The sequence below is a fragment of the Candidatus Neomarinimicrobiota bacterium genome, from assembly GCA_041154365.1.
GTDB classification, from domain to species: Bacteria; Fidelibacterota; Fidelibacteria; order Fidelibacterales; family Fidelibacteraceae; genus Fidelibacter; species Fidelibacter multiformis.
The window spans coordinates 1,224,944-1,242,918 of sequence record AP035449.1; the positions used below are offsets into that span (position 1 = coordinate 1,224,944).

General features: G+C 44.6%; 8 protein-coding genes. 6 read left to right on the forward strand and 2 right to left on the reverse strand.

What is annotated here, in order from left to right; genetic code table 11:
- Positions 1-43 precede the first annotated feature (43 nt).
- The 6 genes from strainIA91_RS05360 (at position 44) to strainIA91_RS05385 (ending at position 13,883) form a co-directional block, all read left to right on the forward strand.
- Positions 44-4,711 (forward strand): hypothetical protein, encoded by a 4,668-nt coding sequence (locus strainIA91_RS05360; RefSeq protein WP_400168100.1) that lies wholly within the window; start codon positions 44-46, stop codon positions 4,709-4,711.
- A complete protein-coding gene (locus strainIA91_RS05365; protein ID WP_400168101.1) occupies positions 4,711-5,871 on the forward strand; it encodes a FecR domain-containing protein in 1,161 nt (386 codons plus the stop codon). Before strainIA91_RS05360 ends, strainIA91_RS05365 begins: the two co-directional genes overlap by 1 nt.
- Positions 5,872-5,885: 14 nt before the next feature.
- The gene (locus strainIA91_RS05370) at positions 5,886-8,525 is read left to right on the forward strand and encodes a hypothetical protein (protein WP_400168102.1); all 2,640 of its coding nucleotides are present in this window, start codon (positions 5,886-5,888) and stop codon (positions 8,523-8,525) included.
- A 70-nt stretch (positions 8,526-8,595) separates the two neighbouring features.
- On the forward strand, positions 8,596-9,312 hold the full coding sequence (locus strainIA91_RS05375) for a gamma-glutamyl-gamma-aminobutyrate hydrolase family protein (RefSeq protein WP_400168103.1): 717 nt from the start codon (positions 8,596-8,598) through the stop codon (positions 9,310-9,312).
- Between the two features lie 222 nt (positions 9,313-9,534).
- Entirely contained in the window at positions 9,535-13,056 is a 3,522-nt protein-coding gene (gene nifJ / locus strainIA91_RS05380; RefSeq protein WP_400168104.1) for a pyruvate:ferredoxin (flavodoxin) oxidoreductase, read from the forward strand.
- 65 nt (positions 13,057-13,121) lie between these two features.
- Positions 13,122-13,883 carry an ATP-binding protein gene (locus strainIA91_RS05385; protein ID WP_400168105.1) on the forward strand — a complete coding sequence of 254 codons (762 nt, stop codon included), beginning with the start codon at positions 13,122-13,124 and terminating at the stop codon, positions 13,881-13,883.
- Between the two features lie 197 nt (positions 13,884-14,080).
- Here strainIA91_RS05385 and strainIA91_RS05390 read toward each other — a convergent pair whose 3' ends face one another.
- Together strainIA91_RS05390 and hcp are read right to left on the reverse strand one after the other, a co-directional pair.
- Positions 14,081-16,147, reverse strand: a complete 2,067-nt coding sequence (locus strainIA91_RS05390) for a M13 family metallopeptidase (protein WP_400168106.1) — start codon at positions 16,145-16,147, stop codon at positions 14,081-14,083.
- Positions 16,148-16,301: 154 nt separating this feature from the next.
- Entirely contained in the window at positions 16,302-17,945 is a 1,644-nt protein-coding gene (gene hcp, locus strainIA91_RS05395; RefSeq protein ID WP_400168241.1) for a hydroxylamine reductase, read from the reverse strand.
- Between the last annotated feature and the right edge of the window lie 30 nt (positions 17,946-17,975).

A 17,975-nucleotide genomic window follows, 5' to 3' on the forward strand; every position in this document is an offset into this window, starting at 1 on the left:
TTATAAATTACCCACAATATCCTTATTCAGGGAGGGACCCCTCATGAAAAAACTTTCCATTTTGATACTGGCCCTTTTATTATGTATACATTTTGCAGATGCGGCTCCGATGGGAGAAGAGCTGGATATTGAAGTCCGGTTGTTAATGACGGGGCAATTCACGCTGCAAAGCTGGAATGATCCCAACATTAATTTGTGGACAGTCAGCCTGATGAACAAGACGGATGATGTCATGTATGTAAATGTGGAATTCCGTCTTAGCGTCCAGAATGTTTCCGGCATTTCTGAAAGCGATAATCCTATCGCCTGGGGCGTGACGGATCCCTATGAAGTATCGGCCAATTCAACGGTCCTGCTGATGAATTCCAGCTTTACCGAAGACCGGATGATGGTCTTTGAAATTACCCAGAAATTCCAGGATATGATTGAAACCAACGGCTATCTGCCGGCCGGTAAATATGATATTAAAATGATTGCGTGGGAAAATGTACGACGGTCTGATACAGATAGCGATTCACGACTGGTGATGGATACAGACGGAAACCGGTTGTTGGATTTATCCTGGGATCATAGCTATGTGGATGATAGTTACAACCAGAACTGGACCTGGGATAAACCGGAAGCTCAGGTACCCGGTGAAAGTCTGACAAATATTTTATCCAGTAAAATTGTATTAAATGAACCCATCCAGCGGGCGGATGTGACGGATTTTCAACCCTGGTTTCGCTGGGATTCCCCAGGATTCCGTCAAGGTGTGGTGATCGATTACAGACTCAAAGTAGCCCAATATGACCCTGAAATCCATAGCAGTTATGAAGACGCTTTTGAAGATGTGACCGCTGTATTTTTGGATACACGCTGGGAAGAATCCTATGCGTCCATTTACAGAGTCCCTGAAACGGGAACAGTCCGGACCGTATCCCTTCAGTATCCTTCCAGCGAACGGGAATTGGCCTGTGGTTATGAGTATGTATGGCAGGTGGAAGCCAGGGAGTATATTGATGGTTACGATTATATCGGCCAGCAGGGAATTTGGGGTTGGCCCGATCCCATCACGAGTCCGGTGTACATTTTCAGTTATGGCAAGCGGATAACCCAGGACCGGATGTCCTCACCTGCTTACGGAGCAGCAGTCAACAGTGTCAATCCGATTTTTAACTGGGATGTGGTGGCTTGTGCACAGGAATATGAAATCTGGCTCAGTGAAGCAGATATCGACCCTATGGTGGAGAATCCCTGGTGGCAAAGTGATCCGATCCAAAGTCTCCCTTATACCTATCCCCTTGAAGAAGAACCTCTGGTTCCCGGTAAACGCTATGCCTGGAAAGTCCGCATGAATCCCGGACCCGATCCTTCGCCCTGGAGTGATATCAGCACTTTTACCGTTTCTCCCATCCAGTTGACAGAGCCCGTTACGGGGGATGAAATTTTTTCTGTTTTACCCACCTTTAATGCAGATGTCCCTGCGGCGATCCCCTATTATGAACTCCGGATCAGCGATATCAATGATCAGACGGTGGATATCGGGAATGTCCTCAATACAGTCATCCAAACACTCCCCTATAAATTGCGGATGGATGAAAACGGCTGGTTATATCCAGGCCGGCAATATTTCTGGAAACTGATTCCCCTGGATGCCAATGAAACCATGCTTGGACTACCGGATGATCACACAGTTATCAGCAATTTCAGAGTTTCCAATCTCTCACTGCAATCTCCTGTCAATGGAGAAAACCAGGCCGAACCCAATCCTGTATTTTCTTGGGAAGCTCCGGCAGGACAGGATCTGTTTGAATTACATGTGTCATCTGCTGATGATCCAAATGTTGAAAATCCCTTTTTTACAACGGTTTTACGTCAGAAAATGTATCAGTACCCCACCGATGCAGATGTTCCTTTACAGCCTGGAGAAACCTATTTTTGGCAGGTTATTCCCCTTAATCCCGATGAGGTAGCGGGAGACCCATCAGTCACCTACTCTTTTTCTGTAAAAACCCTGGATTTTCCTGTGGTGGACTGGTCGCTGACAAACCGGGATCTCACAGCGTTTTGGTCTGCCTATGCCTCAGCACAGGGATACGAGATTCTGATTTCCGATATGCCGGATATCCAGGAAGACGGGCGCCTGACCCAGCCTTTATGGAGTTCCGATATGCTGTTGGAAACCTCTTTGCGTTTGCCGGTGAATGATCTGCGGATAACACCTGAAATGACCCTTTACGGCCAAATCGGGATAACACTGGATGGGAGCACCTTCTTCTGGGATGTTCCCCGGCCTCTGAATCTTGACCTGTTTAATGAGGAGGATTTGTTTATCCGTCTGAGCCAGAATCCGCAAAATCCTCTTCAACCCCTCGTGGAACTGATCCAGGGCGTCAGTGGAGTTGATGAATATGTGATTACCCTGTCATCGGATGCCGGGGGAGAAGAGGTCATTACGGATTTTTCAACCCTGGGATTTCCATATCCCCTTGAGGATGTGTGGAATCAGATTGCAGAATATGATCAGGTATATGTGACGGTCCAGGCCCTCTCTTCAGGGATGGTCATGGCAGCCACCCACGAACCGGTTGTCATCAATCCTGCAACCTTTATTTCAGCACTTTATGAGCCATTTATGGTAGAACCCGATCCATCTGGAAATCCGGGTTTTATGGTTCGATATACCCAGCCATTATCATTTGCTCAGTCTGTCCTGGTCAATGCTGGTACAGATCCTGAACTGTCAACACCCATCCATTCGGAAGAGTATTCTACCAATGCTTTGCCGGCTCTTGTGACCGACGATTTCTTTGAATACAACCAACAAATGTTTGTGCAGCTGGTGCTTTTACGGGATGGTATGCCTTTGGGAAATGGATCCAGGGTGTATGAAGTCATTCTACCATCCCAACCGGGAGCCAATCAACAGGTGGGAATTGTGGCAAACTGGCTCAGAGATCAGGATCAGATTTCGGTGGAAAGGACAAATTCCGTCACCGGAGCAGATACTTATCGCCTGACAGCTTATTCTGATGCAGAAGGTATGGATGAGATCTGGCGTCTGGACGCCATGACGGGAATGACGGTAAACCTCGATAGAGAGGAGTTGGGACTCTCTTTCGATTCCAATGTCTATTTTCAAATTACGCCCCTGGCAAATGATGAAGTGCATGGAATTCCATCTGAAATCCGGCGGGTCTATATCGAGCCCGTTGTTCCGCCGGTCTTGTCCGAAAGTCTCCTCATGTGGGATCCTGCCATTCCTCCGGCGCCCCAATATGAAGTGAGACTCTCCCCGGATCCTGATTTCCGAAGCGAGGTTATAGAAACGGTTGTCAGTCAAAATCTGATTACGGAAGATCAGTTTGATCTCTTCTGGGGTACCCTTTATTATTGGCAGGTTCGAGGACTGGGATATCATGACGAACCCTGGGGAGACTGGAGCAGGGTAAAATCTTACCGGAGTTCCCCGGGACCGGATATCCTGCCTGAATCACCCCCATCCGGGGCTTCACTCACAGATCTTCCAACTTTTAACTGGTCATGCCCGGAAAACCTGACCTTTGTTCTGGAAATTTCCGAAGATGAAAGTTTCCAGTCTTACCTCTATGCACGGGAAACATCCGAAAAACAGGTGGTGTATGACGGGGAAGTCGGGATTTTTCAGGAAAATAAGTCCTATTATTGGCGAGTCCGTGGCATCCATCCATCAAAAGGTACGGTTGTATCACCGGTCCTTTCCTTTGCATTTCAGGAATTACCCTTAATTGCTGAAGACAAGGATGAAGGGACACTTCGTTTTGTCACACCGGCCAATCAGGGAATATATCCGGCAGACCGCTTACGTCTGGCCTGGAGTGGTGAACCGGAAGGCAGTGTCCGGTATGAAGTGAGCTTTTCCTATGATGAGGGCTTTAGTGACGCCCGGACTGAAAGGGTGGAAGCAAAAGAGTTTCAGCCGGTATCTTCCGGTTACTTTGAGGAAAGGCAGGATATTTATGCCCGCGTGAGGGCTTTGGATGATGGGAACAATCCTTTGACAGATTGGAGCAATGTGCTCACCTTTCAGGTGGTATCCAATATGATACCCACCCTCGAATCTCCGGCAAATGGAGAGAAAGTCTATTCTTCTGCCATGGTATTTACGTGGTCAACGGTTCGTCATGCAGACCGCTATGAAATCATGATTGCTGAAGATGAAGAATTTACCTCTTTAATCTGGAACCATGACCGGGTAAGGGAACCCAATGTCAGTCTTCCAGAAGGAGCCGGAAGTGAGCTGAAAAATGATCAAAATTATTACTGGAGGGTTCGAAGCCTTATTTCCGGCGCGAGTCCTTTTTCATGGTCTGTTCCCTTTCAGTTCAGCCTGTCCGGCGACCGGATTACAACCCTGGAGTATCCTCTCGATGAATTGTTCGAACCGGGAAATATTTCCTTCTCCTGGAAAAGGCCTACCGGTGTGAGTCATGTGATTGTTCAAATCAGTACCAGCAGTGATTTTACATCGGTTTTATTTGAATCACCTCCCCTGAGTACCAATCAGTTCTCCTATCCTGCAGAAGCACCGGTACCTTTGAGTCCATCGGTGGATTATTTCTGCCGGGTCATTTCTTCGGATGAAGAAGGGAATCATCTGGCGGATCCTTCCCAAACCGGTAAATTCAGAATTAAGGGACAGGTGATTGAAATTGAATTAATCTTCTCTGCTGCCGAAGGAGGTGAATAATGAAACACCTGAATAAGACTCTCTTGCTGCTTCTGATTTTGTCACTGTCCCTTACGGCAGCAGAAAAAGTAGCTGCAGTCATTAAGATTAAAGGGAATGTGATGGTGAGACCTGCAGAGGGGAAAATCTATAAACAAAGTTACGTTGGACAAATTCTCTATGATGGTGACTGGCTGAAGACGAATGGGGATGAATTTGCAGCCATCGTCTTTATGGATGGATCCCAATTGAAAATCAGAGAGCTCACAGAGCTTGAAATACGTGCTCAGCAGGTGTCCCAATCTGTACAGAATACAGATTTGTATCTAACCCAGGGAGAGGTGTGGACGAAAGTACAGAAGCAAAAGGGTGAGTTTAAGATTCAAACTCCTGTCTCTGTTGCATCTGTAAAAGGTACGGAATTTGATCTTTTGTACGATCAAATTGAAAATATTTCAGATCTTTTTGTAATCAGTGGATCTGTGGAATTCAGCAACGAACTGGGAACGATCCTGGCACGGGAAATGACCATGTCCCGTATTGAACCCCAGCAAAAACCGCAACGGGTTTCCAAACTGAAAAAATCAGAAATTCCCGGATGGAAAGATGAAATCGAACCGGAATGGGGATTCCATGTGGTTCCTGAAAAGCAAGGGAAAATCCCGGCGGGGCAGCCGGTCAATGTGGCTGTTCAGGTGAGAGATCTGTCCTCCAGTAAAACAGCCAATCAATTTTCCGGCAAGATGACCATCGTGTCCGATTCTCCCTCCATGATCGTGGGAGTTTCTTCCGGTGCTTTGAAGGATCAGACAGAGGTTCCCGTCTCAAATGGTAACGGGACCTTTGTAATCAAGGGACTCAATCCCGGGGATTTTGGATGTACCCTATCCATGGATGGAGCGGAATCCAAAAAAGTGATGTTTGAATTTGACAGAACGGTGGAACAGAAAAAGAAAATTGCCAGGGATGTGGAAAAGTTAGGGACCTCTTCGAAAATCCAGAAAATTGGAGAACTTTCTGAAAACAGAACACTTGAGACGGCCAAAATCAGTGGGGCCGGTGAAACGGTGAATGATGTTCTGAATAAAGTGGATAAAGGAGAGTATGAAGTGCTGGATATCATACAGGTAGAAAACCCTGACGGGACCATCAGTCTCAGAATACTTGTTGAACCTAAATGACGGGGAGATGTCCCATGAAGTGTCGCAACATCACATTGATGGTATTTGGCTTTGCTCTTTCACTTTTTGCCCAGGATGACGGACAGCCTCCCACATTTGTGTCGGTCCCCCAAATTGGAAATATTACGGCCGGAAGCCCTATCCAGTTTGAAATTGTTATTTCCGATGCTTCCCCCCTTGAATCGGTCCGTCTTTATTATAAAACCAGAGAAACCCGTGGATTTACGTCCGTAGAAATGGAAAAGGATGTAAATTATATCGCAGAGATTCCCGGTTTTGAAGTGATTGAAGGTGTATTGGAGTACTATTTCTGGGCAAAGGATGCCTATAACAATCAGGCATTCTATCCGGAAGGTGGAGAACGAAATCCGTTGCGGATCAAAGTTGGACGGTTTGAGTCAGAGATTGAACCGGAGCGTTTTTCCATTCAAATGCTCTATCCCGAGCCCAATGTTCAGACGGATGATGATAAACCGACATTTGTCTTTCTTGTCCATGATCCGGATAATTTGTTGGAAAAAAACAATTTACGGGTTGTTTTAAATACTACCGATGTCTCCGGTAAATTAATCCGGGATGGAGCGGTTATGACTTACATCCCGGAAAGACAACTTTCGGGTGGTTCTCAGGAAGTGAAGATTTTGCTGCAAGATCAGAGTGGAAAACCTCTCTTTATGAAACGTTATCCCGTCAGTATCGGGAAAGGAAGTCCCATTGCAGATCGTGGAGAACGACCGGCGTGGCAGGATAAACTGAAAATTAATGCGAATGTAGGACTCGATTCTGATTATGACATATTCTACGGGAAAGAACAACCGGAAAACCGTCCCATGGATGTCCACAAAGCATCGGCAAGGGTCCGGTTCCGCTATGGCAAAATCCAATTGAACACTTCAGCCCTCCTGAATGCCCATGTGATGGATGAAAAGGCCCATGATTTGAGTCTGCGCAGACAGCCACTAAACCGTTTGCGTGTTGATTTCAGGTCTCCTCTCCTGGATGTGACTTTTGGTGATGCTTCACCGGAATTTACTGAGTTGACGTTAAAAGGAACCCGGGTCCGCGGATTGTCTGCCTGGCTCAAGCTGGGATGGTGGCATACAGCTTATGTGCAGGGAACAACCCGGCAGCTTATCAAGCCTATCGTGGAAACTCACCCCGATTCAATACATTGGCAGATGATGCGAAATCTTACCGGGGATACACTGTATGTGAATCATGATAAAGGAACACCTGTCCGGGAGTTTAGGGGACTTTCTACTTCTATGGATTTTTATCGCCATTTTCGTCTAGGGGTTTCCGCCTTTAAATCTTACGACGATGTGAGTTCTCTCAATTTGGAATATGAACCTTTGGAGGATCATTATCTGTTTTTGGCGAATTCGGTTGTGGGACTCAATTCCGAGCTTCATTTCAATCATGAACGAACGGTTTTGTCAGCAGAACTGGCAATTTCCGCTACCAACGATCTCAGGGCGGATGACTCTCTATTGATACATGAAGGCGGACTGGATACAACCCTGCTCAATGATATCAATGATTTATTGGGTTATCCTCTGACGGATGATATCTTTCTGGGAAGCGCTCAGGGGATGGGACTTTCAATTCCCTTTCCGGATCTGGATGATTTCGATCCCGCTTCCTATCTGATTGAAGATGTGGTCAAGAGAGGGACCTACCGAATTGCATTTCGCACACCCCTTGATTTAAAATGGCTCCAGGTTGATTTGAATTCTGAATATTTCAGGGTTCCGGCTAATTTTGTTACAATTGGCAACCCATCTTTGCAGACCGACATTATGGGTCTCCGGTCCGGAGCCAGGATTCGCTTGATTAAAAACCAATTGTCTTTAACAGGCCGCTATGAAAATACCTTCGACAATGTTGCGGGAAACACCAAGAATCAAACCACAAATACTGAATCCATCGTGGGAGGGATCGGACTCAATTTTTTTGGTTTACCTATGGTGAATTATTCCATGCGGATTATGAACCGCCTGGGCGAGCCGGCAGAAGGATATGAGAATCCCGAAGAACTTACCCTGAATGATAATGTGACCATAACTCATACAGTGAGTCCTTCCTATCAGTTTACAGCATTTAAAACACAGTTCAATATCAATGCCAGCTATATGTTAATGAATTATGAGGATGCAAATTCCACGGATGACTATAACACAAATTATCTCACCCAATCCCTGACAACTGCTTTAACAGCCGGTTTTGAATTCCCTCTTTCCATGACGCTGGGGGGTGGATTTTCAACGACGGATCCTGAAGATGTCACTCAGGCCGGGACGCGTTTTATCATTCACAGCAGCCGGGTCGGGTATAAATGGATGAATAACCGGCTAAACACATACATTGGCTATAGCATGGTGGATGGATTCCGGGATAAAAACGGCTTGTTTGATCCCGGGGAATCCTATACTGATTCCAATGAGGACGGTCAGTATAATGATGGTGAGTCCTATATTGATGAAATTCAGCTTGATAATAGCAAGTTTACCCTCAAAGCCGGTGCCGGTTACAAGATTATGAAAAACTTTACATTAGACGGAAATATGGATTTAATCGTCGTAAGTGATGAAGTGGATGTGGAAAAAGAGTATAATGAATTTCGATTCAGAATGAAGTTGAAATATTGGTTTTAATGAATGAAGAATGATGAATGATGAATTAAGAATGAATGATGAATGATGAATTGTGTTTAGTGGATATGAGATGAGAACAGTTAAAGAAAAAAAGCCTTTGATAGGGGTGAATAATAATTTTGAAGAGAGAAAGAAGGCACCCTGGATCACGGTACCCGGGAGGTATCTTGAGGCCGTTTACGATAATGGTGGAATTCCGGTAGTGATTCCTCCCTTTGAAGATGATAAACACCTGGAACTCTATTTTGACTTTTTGGATGGATTTCTTTTTGTCGGTGGAGATGATTATGATCCTTCTCTTTATGGAGGGAAAGTGTTACCTGACATGGAACTGGCTCACCCCCGGAGGACAAATCATGATTTAATGATGATGAAACAGGTTTTAAAACAGGAAAAACCTCTACTTGCCATTTGTGCCGGAGTACAAATAATGAGTATTGCCGCTGGTGGCCGGTTGATTCAACATCTTGAAACCGGAATGCGGCATACCGGTGAATTCTATCATCACATAAATATCTTGGAAGGTTCTCTTCTTGCCGGGATTTTTTCGGAAACAAAACTTGTTGTCAATTCTTACCATCATCAGGCGGTGGATCCAGACTGTGCAGGTCAGAGATTGAATATCATCGCTCAGGCTCCGGATGGTATTCCTGAAGCCCTCTCCGTTCAGGGACGATCTTTTCAGTTGGGCGTTCAATGGCATCCTGAACGTATAGATGACTTACATCACCGGGATTTGCTTTTTTCAGCCTTCATTCGTGCTGCCGTGAATCCTGTCGAAACATAATACCTGCTACACCGTATAGAGTTTAGAAACATGGGAATCAATGAATCCGGAAATGATCCGGATTTATTTTCGTCCGTTTAAAAGGGGTAAAAAGCTCTCACTTTCATGCGATCCATAAGTAAAAAAATATCAATAAAGAGCTTAAAAAATCAGAAAATTATTTTGTATATTGCAACGCTATGGAAGTTCTGAGATTAAAAAATATAAATAGGAGATATGCAGATGAGCAAATTTAAAAAACAGACGATTGATGGAAATTTTGCCGCTTCTCATGTCGCATATGCGTTCAGTGATGTGGCTGCCATATATCCCATTACTCCTTCATCAAATATGGGTGAGTATGCCGATGCATGGGCATCCAAAGGACAAAAAAATCTCTTTGATGAAGTTGTGGATGTCGTGGAAATGCAAAGTGAAGCAGGTGCTTCCGGAGCAGTGCACGGTTCTCTTTCTGCCGGGGCCTTCACAACGACTTTTACGGCTTCACAGGGACTCATGCTCATGTTACCGAATATGCATAAGATTGCAGGAGAGATGCTACCAACAGTTTTTCATGTCAGTGCCCGTTCCCTGGCGGCTCAGTCTCTCTCTATTTTCGGAGATCACTCGGATGTAATGTCTGCCCGGAATACGGGTTTTGCCCTGGTCGCTGCATCATCCATTCAGGAGATCATGGATCTCGGCCTGGTTTCACACTTGGCAACTCTCGAAGCAAAGGTTCCCTTTCTCAATTTCTTTGATGGATTCCGTAATTCCCATGAAATCCAAAAGATTGAAATGATTGATTATGACACGATGGGTGAACTTTTAGAGGATAGTAAAGAATATATCGAAGCATTCAGGAAAAGAGCCCTGAATCCGGAAGTCCCAATGGCAAAAGTCGGTGCCCAGAACCCGGATGTCTATTTTCAGGGACGGGAAACCGTTAATAAATACTATCTGGCGACTCCGGATATTGTGCAAAAATATATGGATAAAGTGGCTGAGAAAATCGGTCGCCAATACCATCTCTTCGATTATTTCGGTGATCCCAAAGCAGAAAAGGTAATTGTGGCCATGGGCAGTGCCTGTGACACCATCGAAGAGACTATCAACAAACTCAATAAAAACGGTGAAAAACTTGGACTCGTGAAAGTCCGCCTCTATCGTCCCTTTGCATCAGAAAAATTTGTAGAAACAATTCCTGATTCTGTTAAAAAAATTGCCGTATTGGACCGGACCAAAGAACCAGGTTCCATCGGTGAACCGCTCTATCTGGATGTCTCTGCAGCACTGAAAGACCGGAAGGGGATCGAAATCATCGGCGGCCGCTATGGGCTTTCCAGCAAGGAATTCACACCATCGATGGTGAAGGCCGTTTATGATCATCTGGATGGAAAAGCCTTCCATAGTTTTACCGTTGGAATTACAGACGATGTCACCGGTTTTTCGATTCCGGTTCAAGAGCATATCAATACCGTTCCCGAAGGTACGATCTCCTGTAAATTCTGGGGACTTGGTTCGGATGGGACGGTTGGTGCCAATAAGAATTCTATCAAGATTATCGGGGACAATACGGATATGTATGCCCAGGGATATTTTCAATACGATTCGAAAAAATCCGGTGGGATTACCCGCAGTCACCTCCGTTTTGGAAAAGAAAAAATTCAATCCGAATACCTGGTGGAAAACGCCGATTTTATTGCCTGCCATAATCAGGCCTTTATCGGACGTTATGATATCCTCCAGGGCATAAAAGAAAATGGTGTATTTCTGTTGAATTCCAACTGGAAAGACGACGAGGTCTTCGAAAATCTTACGGAAGATATGCAGAAAACCATCATTGAGAAGAATATCAGTCTTTACAATATCGATGCATTGAAAATTGCTCAGGATGTGGGACTTGGATCCCGGATCAATACAGTGATGATGGCTGCCTTTTTTATTATTTCCAAGGTTCTTCCCCGGGAAGATGCCATTCAAATGATCAAGAAAGCCATCGAAAAGACTTATATGAGTAAGGGTAAAGATGTAGTCGAAATGAACTGGAAGGCTGTGGACAGAGCCGACGAAGCCTTGAAACAGATCAAAGTTCCTGAAAAAATTACAAAGAGTGCACACATCAGTGATCTGGTGCCCCAAGATGCCGATGATTTTACGAAAAATGTGATTGAACGGATCATGCGGGAAAAGGGAGACGAGATTCCTGTAAGCCAGATGCCCTATGATGGACAAATTCCTACCGGTACCACGGCTCTTGAAAAACGGGGTGTTGCACCTCAGGTTCCCCATTGGGAAGCAGAAAAATGTATTCAGTGTAACCAGTGTTCTTTCGTCTGTCCCCATGCAGCTATCCGGGCCAAGCTTATTGATCCGTCTGAATTGGAAAACGCCCCGGAAACATTCAATGTATTGGATGTGAAAGGCAAGGATAGTCAGTATAAATATAAAATCCAGGTGTACATTGATGACTGTGTAGGTTGTGGTGTTTGTATCAATGATTGTCCCACCGGTGCCCTGACCTTTTCACCTATCGAAAAGGAACGGGAAGCGGGAGAACGGGTTAATGCAGACTTTTTCAACGCATTGCCCAATGATGTGCTGGGTAACAGCAGGGAAAATTCCGTCAAAGGAAGTCAGTTCAAACAACCTTTGTTTGAATTTTCCGGAGCCTGTGCCGGATGTGGTGAGACACCTTACATTAAGCTGGTCACGCAGCTCTTCGGAGACCGGATGATCATTGCCAATGCCACGGGATGTTCATCTATTTACGGCGGGACATTCCCCACGATTCCCTACACGAAAAACAAGGACGGCTATGGACCGGCCTGGGCAAATTCACTTTTCGAGGATAATGCCGAGTATGGTTTTGGGATGCGTCTGGCTGTAGATGCCAACCGGAAGCAATTGAAAAGCAATGTTCAGAAGCTTTTAAACGGGGGTGTCAATGGTGAATTGGGCGAAGCACTGAAGACCGCAGTGGAGAACTGGACATCCGTGGATCAGGAAACCAAAGCCAATGCACGGAAAATCAAAGAATTGTTACCGGAATACCTAAAGAAGGTCCCTGCTGAATTCAAACCTGTCGCCCAAAAAGTCTATGAACTGAGAAATTATTTCGTGGACAAATCCATCTGGTCTTTTGGTGGTGACGGCTGGGCTTATGATATTGGATTCGGTGGCCTGGACCATGTTCTTGCATCTGGTAAGAACATCAATATCCTTGTGTTGGATACAGAAGTCTATTCCAATACTGGTGGACAGGCATCAAAGGCATCCCCGCTGGGTGCTGTGGCACGTTTTGCTGAAGCAGGTAAGATGACTAACAAAAAGGATCTGGGCAAGATGATGATGACATACGGTTATGTCTACGTTGCCATGGTCTCAATGGGTGCCAATAAGAATCAATTGATTAAGGCAATTTCCGAAGCGGAAGCCTATCCCGGACCTTCTATCATTATTGCGTACGCTCCCTGTATCAATCATGGGATTGATATGAGTAAAAGTCAACTGGAAGAGAAAAAAGCCGTTGAATCCGGATACTGGCTGCTTTATCGCTATAATCCGGCGCTGAAAGAAGAAGGTAAAAATCCCTTTATTCTTGATTCCAAAGAACCGAAAGAGGATGTGCTGGACTTCCTGGAAGGTGAAAAACGCTACACATCCCTGAAACAGACCTTTCCTGAAAAAGTGAAAGAATACAGGGAAAAATTTGCGGAATATGCCAAAGAGCGCTATGAAGAATACCGGAAAATGGCTGAATAAACAATAATCACACATAACTCAAAAAGGGGACAGTCAAACTGTCCCCTTTTTTTGTAAATTCTATTATGCCTACAAAACTGGAAAAAATACTCCTGGCCTATATCCGGGAAGCTAACCAAAATTGGAATCTCTTTCAGGAAGGTGAAAAAGTGCTGGTGGGTATTTCCGGCGGGAAAGATTCCATGAGTCTTCTCACCCTTTTATCCCGCTTCCCGGTTGAACTCCATGCAGTGTATGTGCACCTCAATCCTGATTCTCCTGTCCATTTTCTGGATTATTGCCGTCAATACGCTACGGTTTACCGCGTAGATACAGATATTTACAAAAAGGTTTTTGCACCTGATGCAGAAAAAAATCCCTGTTTCATCTGTATGCGTCTTAGGCGAAAGGCAGTGGTAAGCTTTGCCATAGAAAATGGGTTTAACAAAGTATTCTTCGGGCACCATAAACATGATGTCGTCGAAACCTTTCTTTTAAACCAGATCTATAGCCGTGAAATCAGCACCATGCTTCCACGTCAACCCCTCTTTGACGGACAATTCCACATATGCAGGCCTCTGTATCTGATCCCTGAACCGCTTTTAAAAACCTATGCTGGGGAACAAAACTGTCCGGCAGTTTCTGAAAGCTGTCCTGCTGCAGAGCATTCACGACGAAAACAAGTCAGAGAATGGCTTACGAATATTCAGGAACTCAATCCCAGGATAGATATCGTGGATAATATATTTTCAAGTCTGAAACGGATAAACCGTCCCTTTATCCCCGTGTTCCCAGACACACAAGATTTGACAGAGATTCGAAAACCAAAATATAAAAAGTCCTTGTAAAAAATATTTAATAATAAAAATAATAATATAAGCTTGACATCTTTTAATTTGTGGCGTATCTTTCCCCCCGGGGTGGGGGGAAAAGGGCAAAATTATTATTATATTAAAATATATTGAAATACTTAAATAAATTTACCGGATGATTAGATAAAAAAAGAGGGTCAAAAGACCCTCGATTTTTTATTCTCTTTAATATATTACCAGATAACTACCCGTTCTTCCGGAGATCGGTATCTTGGGTCTCCGGGTTGAATGTGAAAAGCCTTGTAAAAGGCATCCACATTTTCAAGGGGACCCACAACCCGGTAATGGGCAGGAGAATGTTCATCTTCCATGATACGACGGATCATGGTTTCCCGGCTCATATTTCGTCGCCAGATTTGGGCAAATCCCAGAAAGAAGCGCTGATCAGGTGTAAATCCATCGATATTTTTCATATCACGATTCTGTTTGGCCAGTTGTAAAGCGTCATAAGCCACATTGACTCCACCCAAATCCGCGATGTTTTCACCCAGTGTCAATTCGCCATTGATGTGAAACGTATCAATAACAACATAGCGATCATATTGTCCGATGAGTTTTTTTGACCGGGCATCAAACTGTGCTGCATCTTCAGCTGTCCACCAGTCGTTCAGCATTCCGTTTTCATCATATTGCCTGCCATGATCGTCAAACCCGTGAGTCATTTCATGACCGATTACCACACCAATTCCCCCGTAGTTTACAGGGTCGTCGGCATGTAGATTGAAAAAGGGTGGCTGGAGAATACCCGCAGGAAAAACGACTTCATTCCCCAGGGGACTGTAATAGGCATTGACAATATGAGCCGGCATGTGCCATTCTTCCGGGTCCGGCTCTTGTCCGGCTTTTGACTTTTCTAAATCGAATTGATAGGCCGCAATTCGCAGAAAATTACCAAAATAATCATCTCGTGTAAGTATTAATCCGGAAAAATCATCCCAGGAATCGGGATATCCGATTTTAATGCGCATCGTTTCCAGTTTGACCAAGGCTTTTTCTCGTGTTTTGTCTGTCATCCAATCCACATTTTCGATACGTTGTTTTAGGGCACGCTTCAAATTCCCGGTTAATTCGGTCATTTTTTCTTTTGCTTCAGGAGGAAAATAGGTCTCAACATAAAGCCTGGCCAGCATATCCCCCAGAATCCAGTTAGCCTGGTCTAATACTCTTTTTGTCCGGGGTTCCATAACTTTCTGTCCGGATAAATACCTGTTAAAAAAATCAAAATGTAAGGCATTGATTTCACTTGGCAAATAATGGGCCATACGGTCCATCAAATTCCAGGTAAAATAATCATTCCACACTTCGGGCGGGATATTCGAAAGCATTTGATTTATTTCTCTGAAAAAATCCGGCTGGTGAACATTATAATATTGATCGTAATCAAGCCCCAATGTTTTAAAGTAAAGATCCCAGTTTAAATCTGGTGTTAATGCTTTTAATTCTGATAGGGACATTTTATGGTATGTTTTTTGTGGATCACGTCGGTCGACAAGGTTCATGGATGCTTCGGCTAGCCGTGTTTCAAACGACAGGATGGAGGCAGCTGCTGTTTCTGCTTTTTCCGGTGTATATCCGCCGGCTTGTAAAAAACGGCTTAGAAAGTCTTGATACTCTTTTCGGATCTCCTTTAACCTTTCAGATTGTCCAATGTAGTATTCCCGCTCAGGAAGACCTAAACCACTTTGTCCCAGGTGTACAATGACAAGCTCTGTGTTTTTTGGATCTTCGTAAAATGAGATATCAAATGCCGGTGCCATGAAATGTGAATGAAACCAGGCAAGGGTCTCAATAATTTTGTCGGGTGTTTCAGTATTGACCATCTCAAGCCGTGCTTGTAAGGGTGTTAGGCCTTTTTCTTCAATGAGAGCACTGTCCAGACCACTGGCGTAATAAGCACCTACCTGGCCACGTAAACTTGCAGGATCTGAGTCCACGTCTTTCGCAGCTTCATCTAAAAGATTTTTGATCATTTCCTGATTCCGATCGTATACTTCCCGAAAAGCACCTATGCTGACTTTGTCATCGGGTACAGGGTTATTCCGCAGCCATTTCCCGTTGACATAAAGATAAAAATCTTCACCAGGTTTGATAGACAAATCCATGTTGGAGGTGTCAAAAGCAGGATACATGTGAACAGTTTCCGGTTCATCCAGTATTTCCCTTGGAGTGCAGGCCATACTCAAAATCAGTAAAAGTCCAGTGATTACAATCATTCCAAATCTTAATACAGTACGATTCATGGTTTTTTCCTCATGTTTATCCAAATTCAGATTAAAAATTTACCCAAAAAGTTGTCATAAAATGTAAATTTTTTCATGATCCGGGAAGATTATCCCCAAGAAATAAAAAGACCGGATTTTTTCCGGTCTTTTCATGAGTGAGTTATGGGGGGGATCAGGCAAGAAGTTTGATATCTTCATCAACAGAGCTAATCGGAGCGATCCCAAAGTTTTTTACAAGTACATCTGTAACATTGGGGGAGAGGAATGCAGGGAGTGTGGGACCCAGATGAATATTTTTGACACCCAGGTATAGTAACGCCAATAATACAATCACTGCTTTCTGTTCATACCAGGCGATATTGTATGCGATAGGAAGCTCATTAATATCGTTCAGTTCAAAGATCTCCTTTAACTTGAGTGCAATCACGGCAAGACTGTAAGAATCATTACACTGCCCCGCATCCAGAATCCGTGGAATTCCACCGATGTCTCCCAGAGGCAGCTTGTTGTAACGGTATTTGGCACAACCGGCCGTTAGGATAACTGTATCTTTCGGAAGTTTTTGGGCAAATTCTGTATAATATTCACGGCTTTTCATTCTACCGTCACATCCGGCCATGACTATGAATTTCCGGATGGCTCCGCTTTTTACGGCGTCCACCACTTTATCGGCTAATTGTACAACCTGATTGTGGGCAAATCCACCGGTAATGGTGCCGTTTTCGATGGCTACCGGAGGTTTGCAGGTTTTTGCCATCTCGATGATGGGTGAAAAGTCTTTGCTCCCGCCTTTAGGCCGGTCTGCGATATGGGGAAAACCGCTGAATCCTGCAGCACCCGTTGTGAAAACACGGTCACTGTATGTGGATTTTTTTCGGGGAGGAACCAGACAGTTAGTAGTAAAAAGAATGGGACCATTGAAGGTTTCAAATTCTTCGGTCTGTTTCCACCAGGAATTTCCGTAATTCCCTACAAAATGATCATATTTTTTGAACGCAGGATAATAATGGGCCGGCAGCATCTCACTGTGTGTGTAAACATCGATTCCGGTTCCCTCGGTCTGCTCAAGAAGTTCTTCCAAATCTTTCAGATCATGGCCACTGATCAGTATCCCCGGATTGTTTCGGGTACCAATATTTACCTGTGTTATCTCAGGATGTCCATAGGTAGACGTGTTGGCTTTATCCAAAAGAGCCATGGCGCTGACACCAAATTTTCCACATTCCAATACCAGATTGGTCAATGTTTCAGCATCCAGGCTCTCATCCAGGGTTGCAATCAAACCCTTTTCAATGAAACCAAATACATCATTATCCGAATAGCCCAGATTCAATGCATGTTCTGCGTATGCAGCCATTCCCTTTAAACCATAGGTAAGCAGTTCACGGAGACTCCTTATATCCTCATCTTTCGTCTCCAATACACCCACATGCTTTGCCTTTTCTTCCAATTCGGGAATAGTTGATCCGTTCCAGGTGATTACATCATGGGTTTTGAGCCATTCGGGGAGTGCTTCCACATCAACATTCTCCTTGATGTGATCCCGCAAGGCAAGTCCCTGTAAGATTTTATCGGCAATCACCTGCAGATCAAAATTGGCATTGGTGATGGTTGTGAACAAGGCATCCGCCAGATAGCGGTTAGGTGTTTCACAAAGGACATTCTGTTTGCGTTTTTCCCTGCTTAAGACGGCCACACCTTTGGCTGTATACATAAGCAGATCCTGCATGCGGGCAACTTCCGGTTCTTTGCCGCAAACACCTTTGATCGTGCATCCGGTGCCTCCTGCGGCTTCCTGACATTGAAAACAAAACATGTTGGTCATTCAATACTCCTTTTTTCTTTT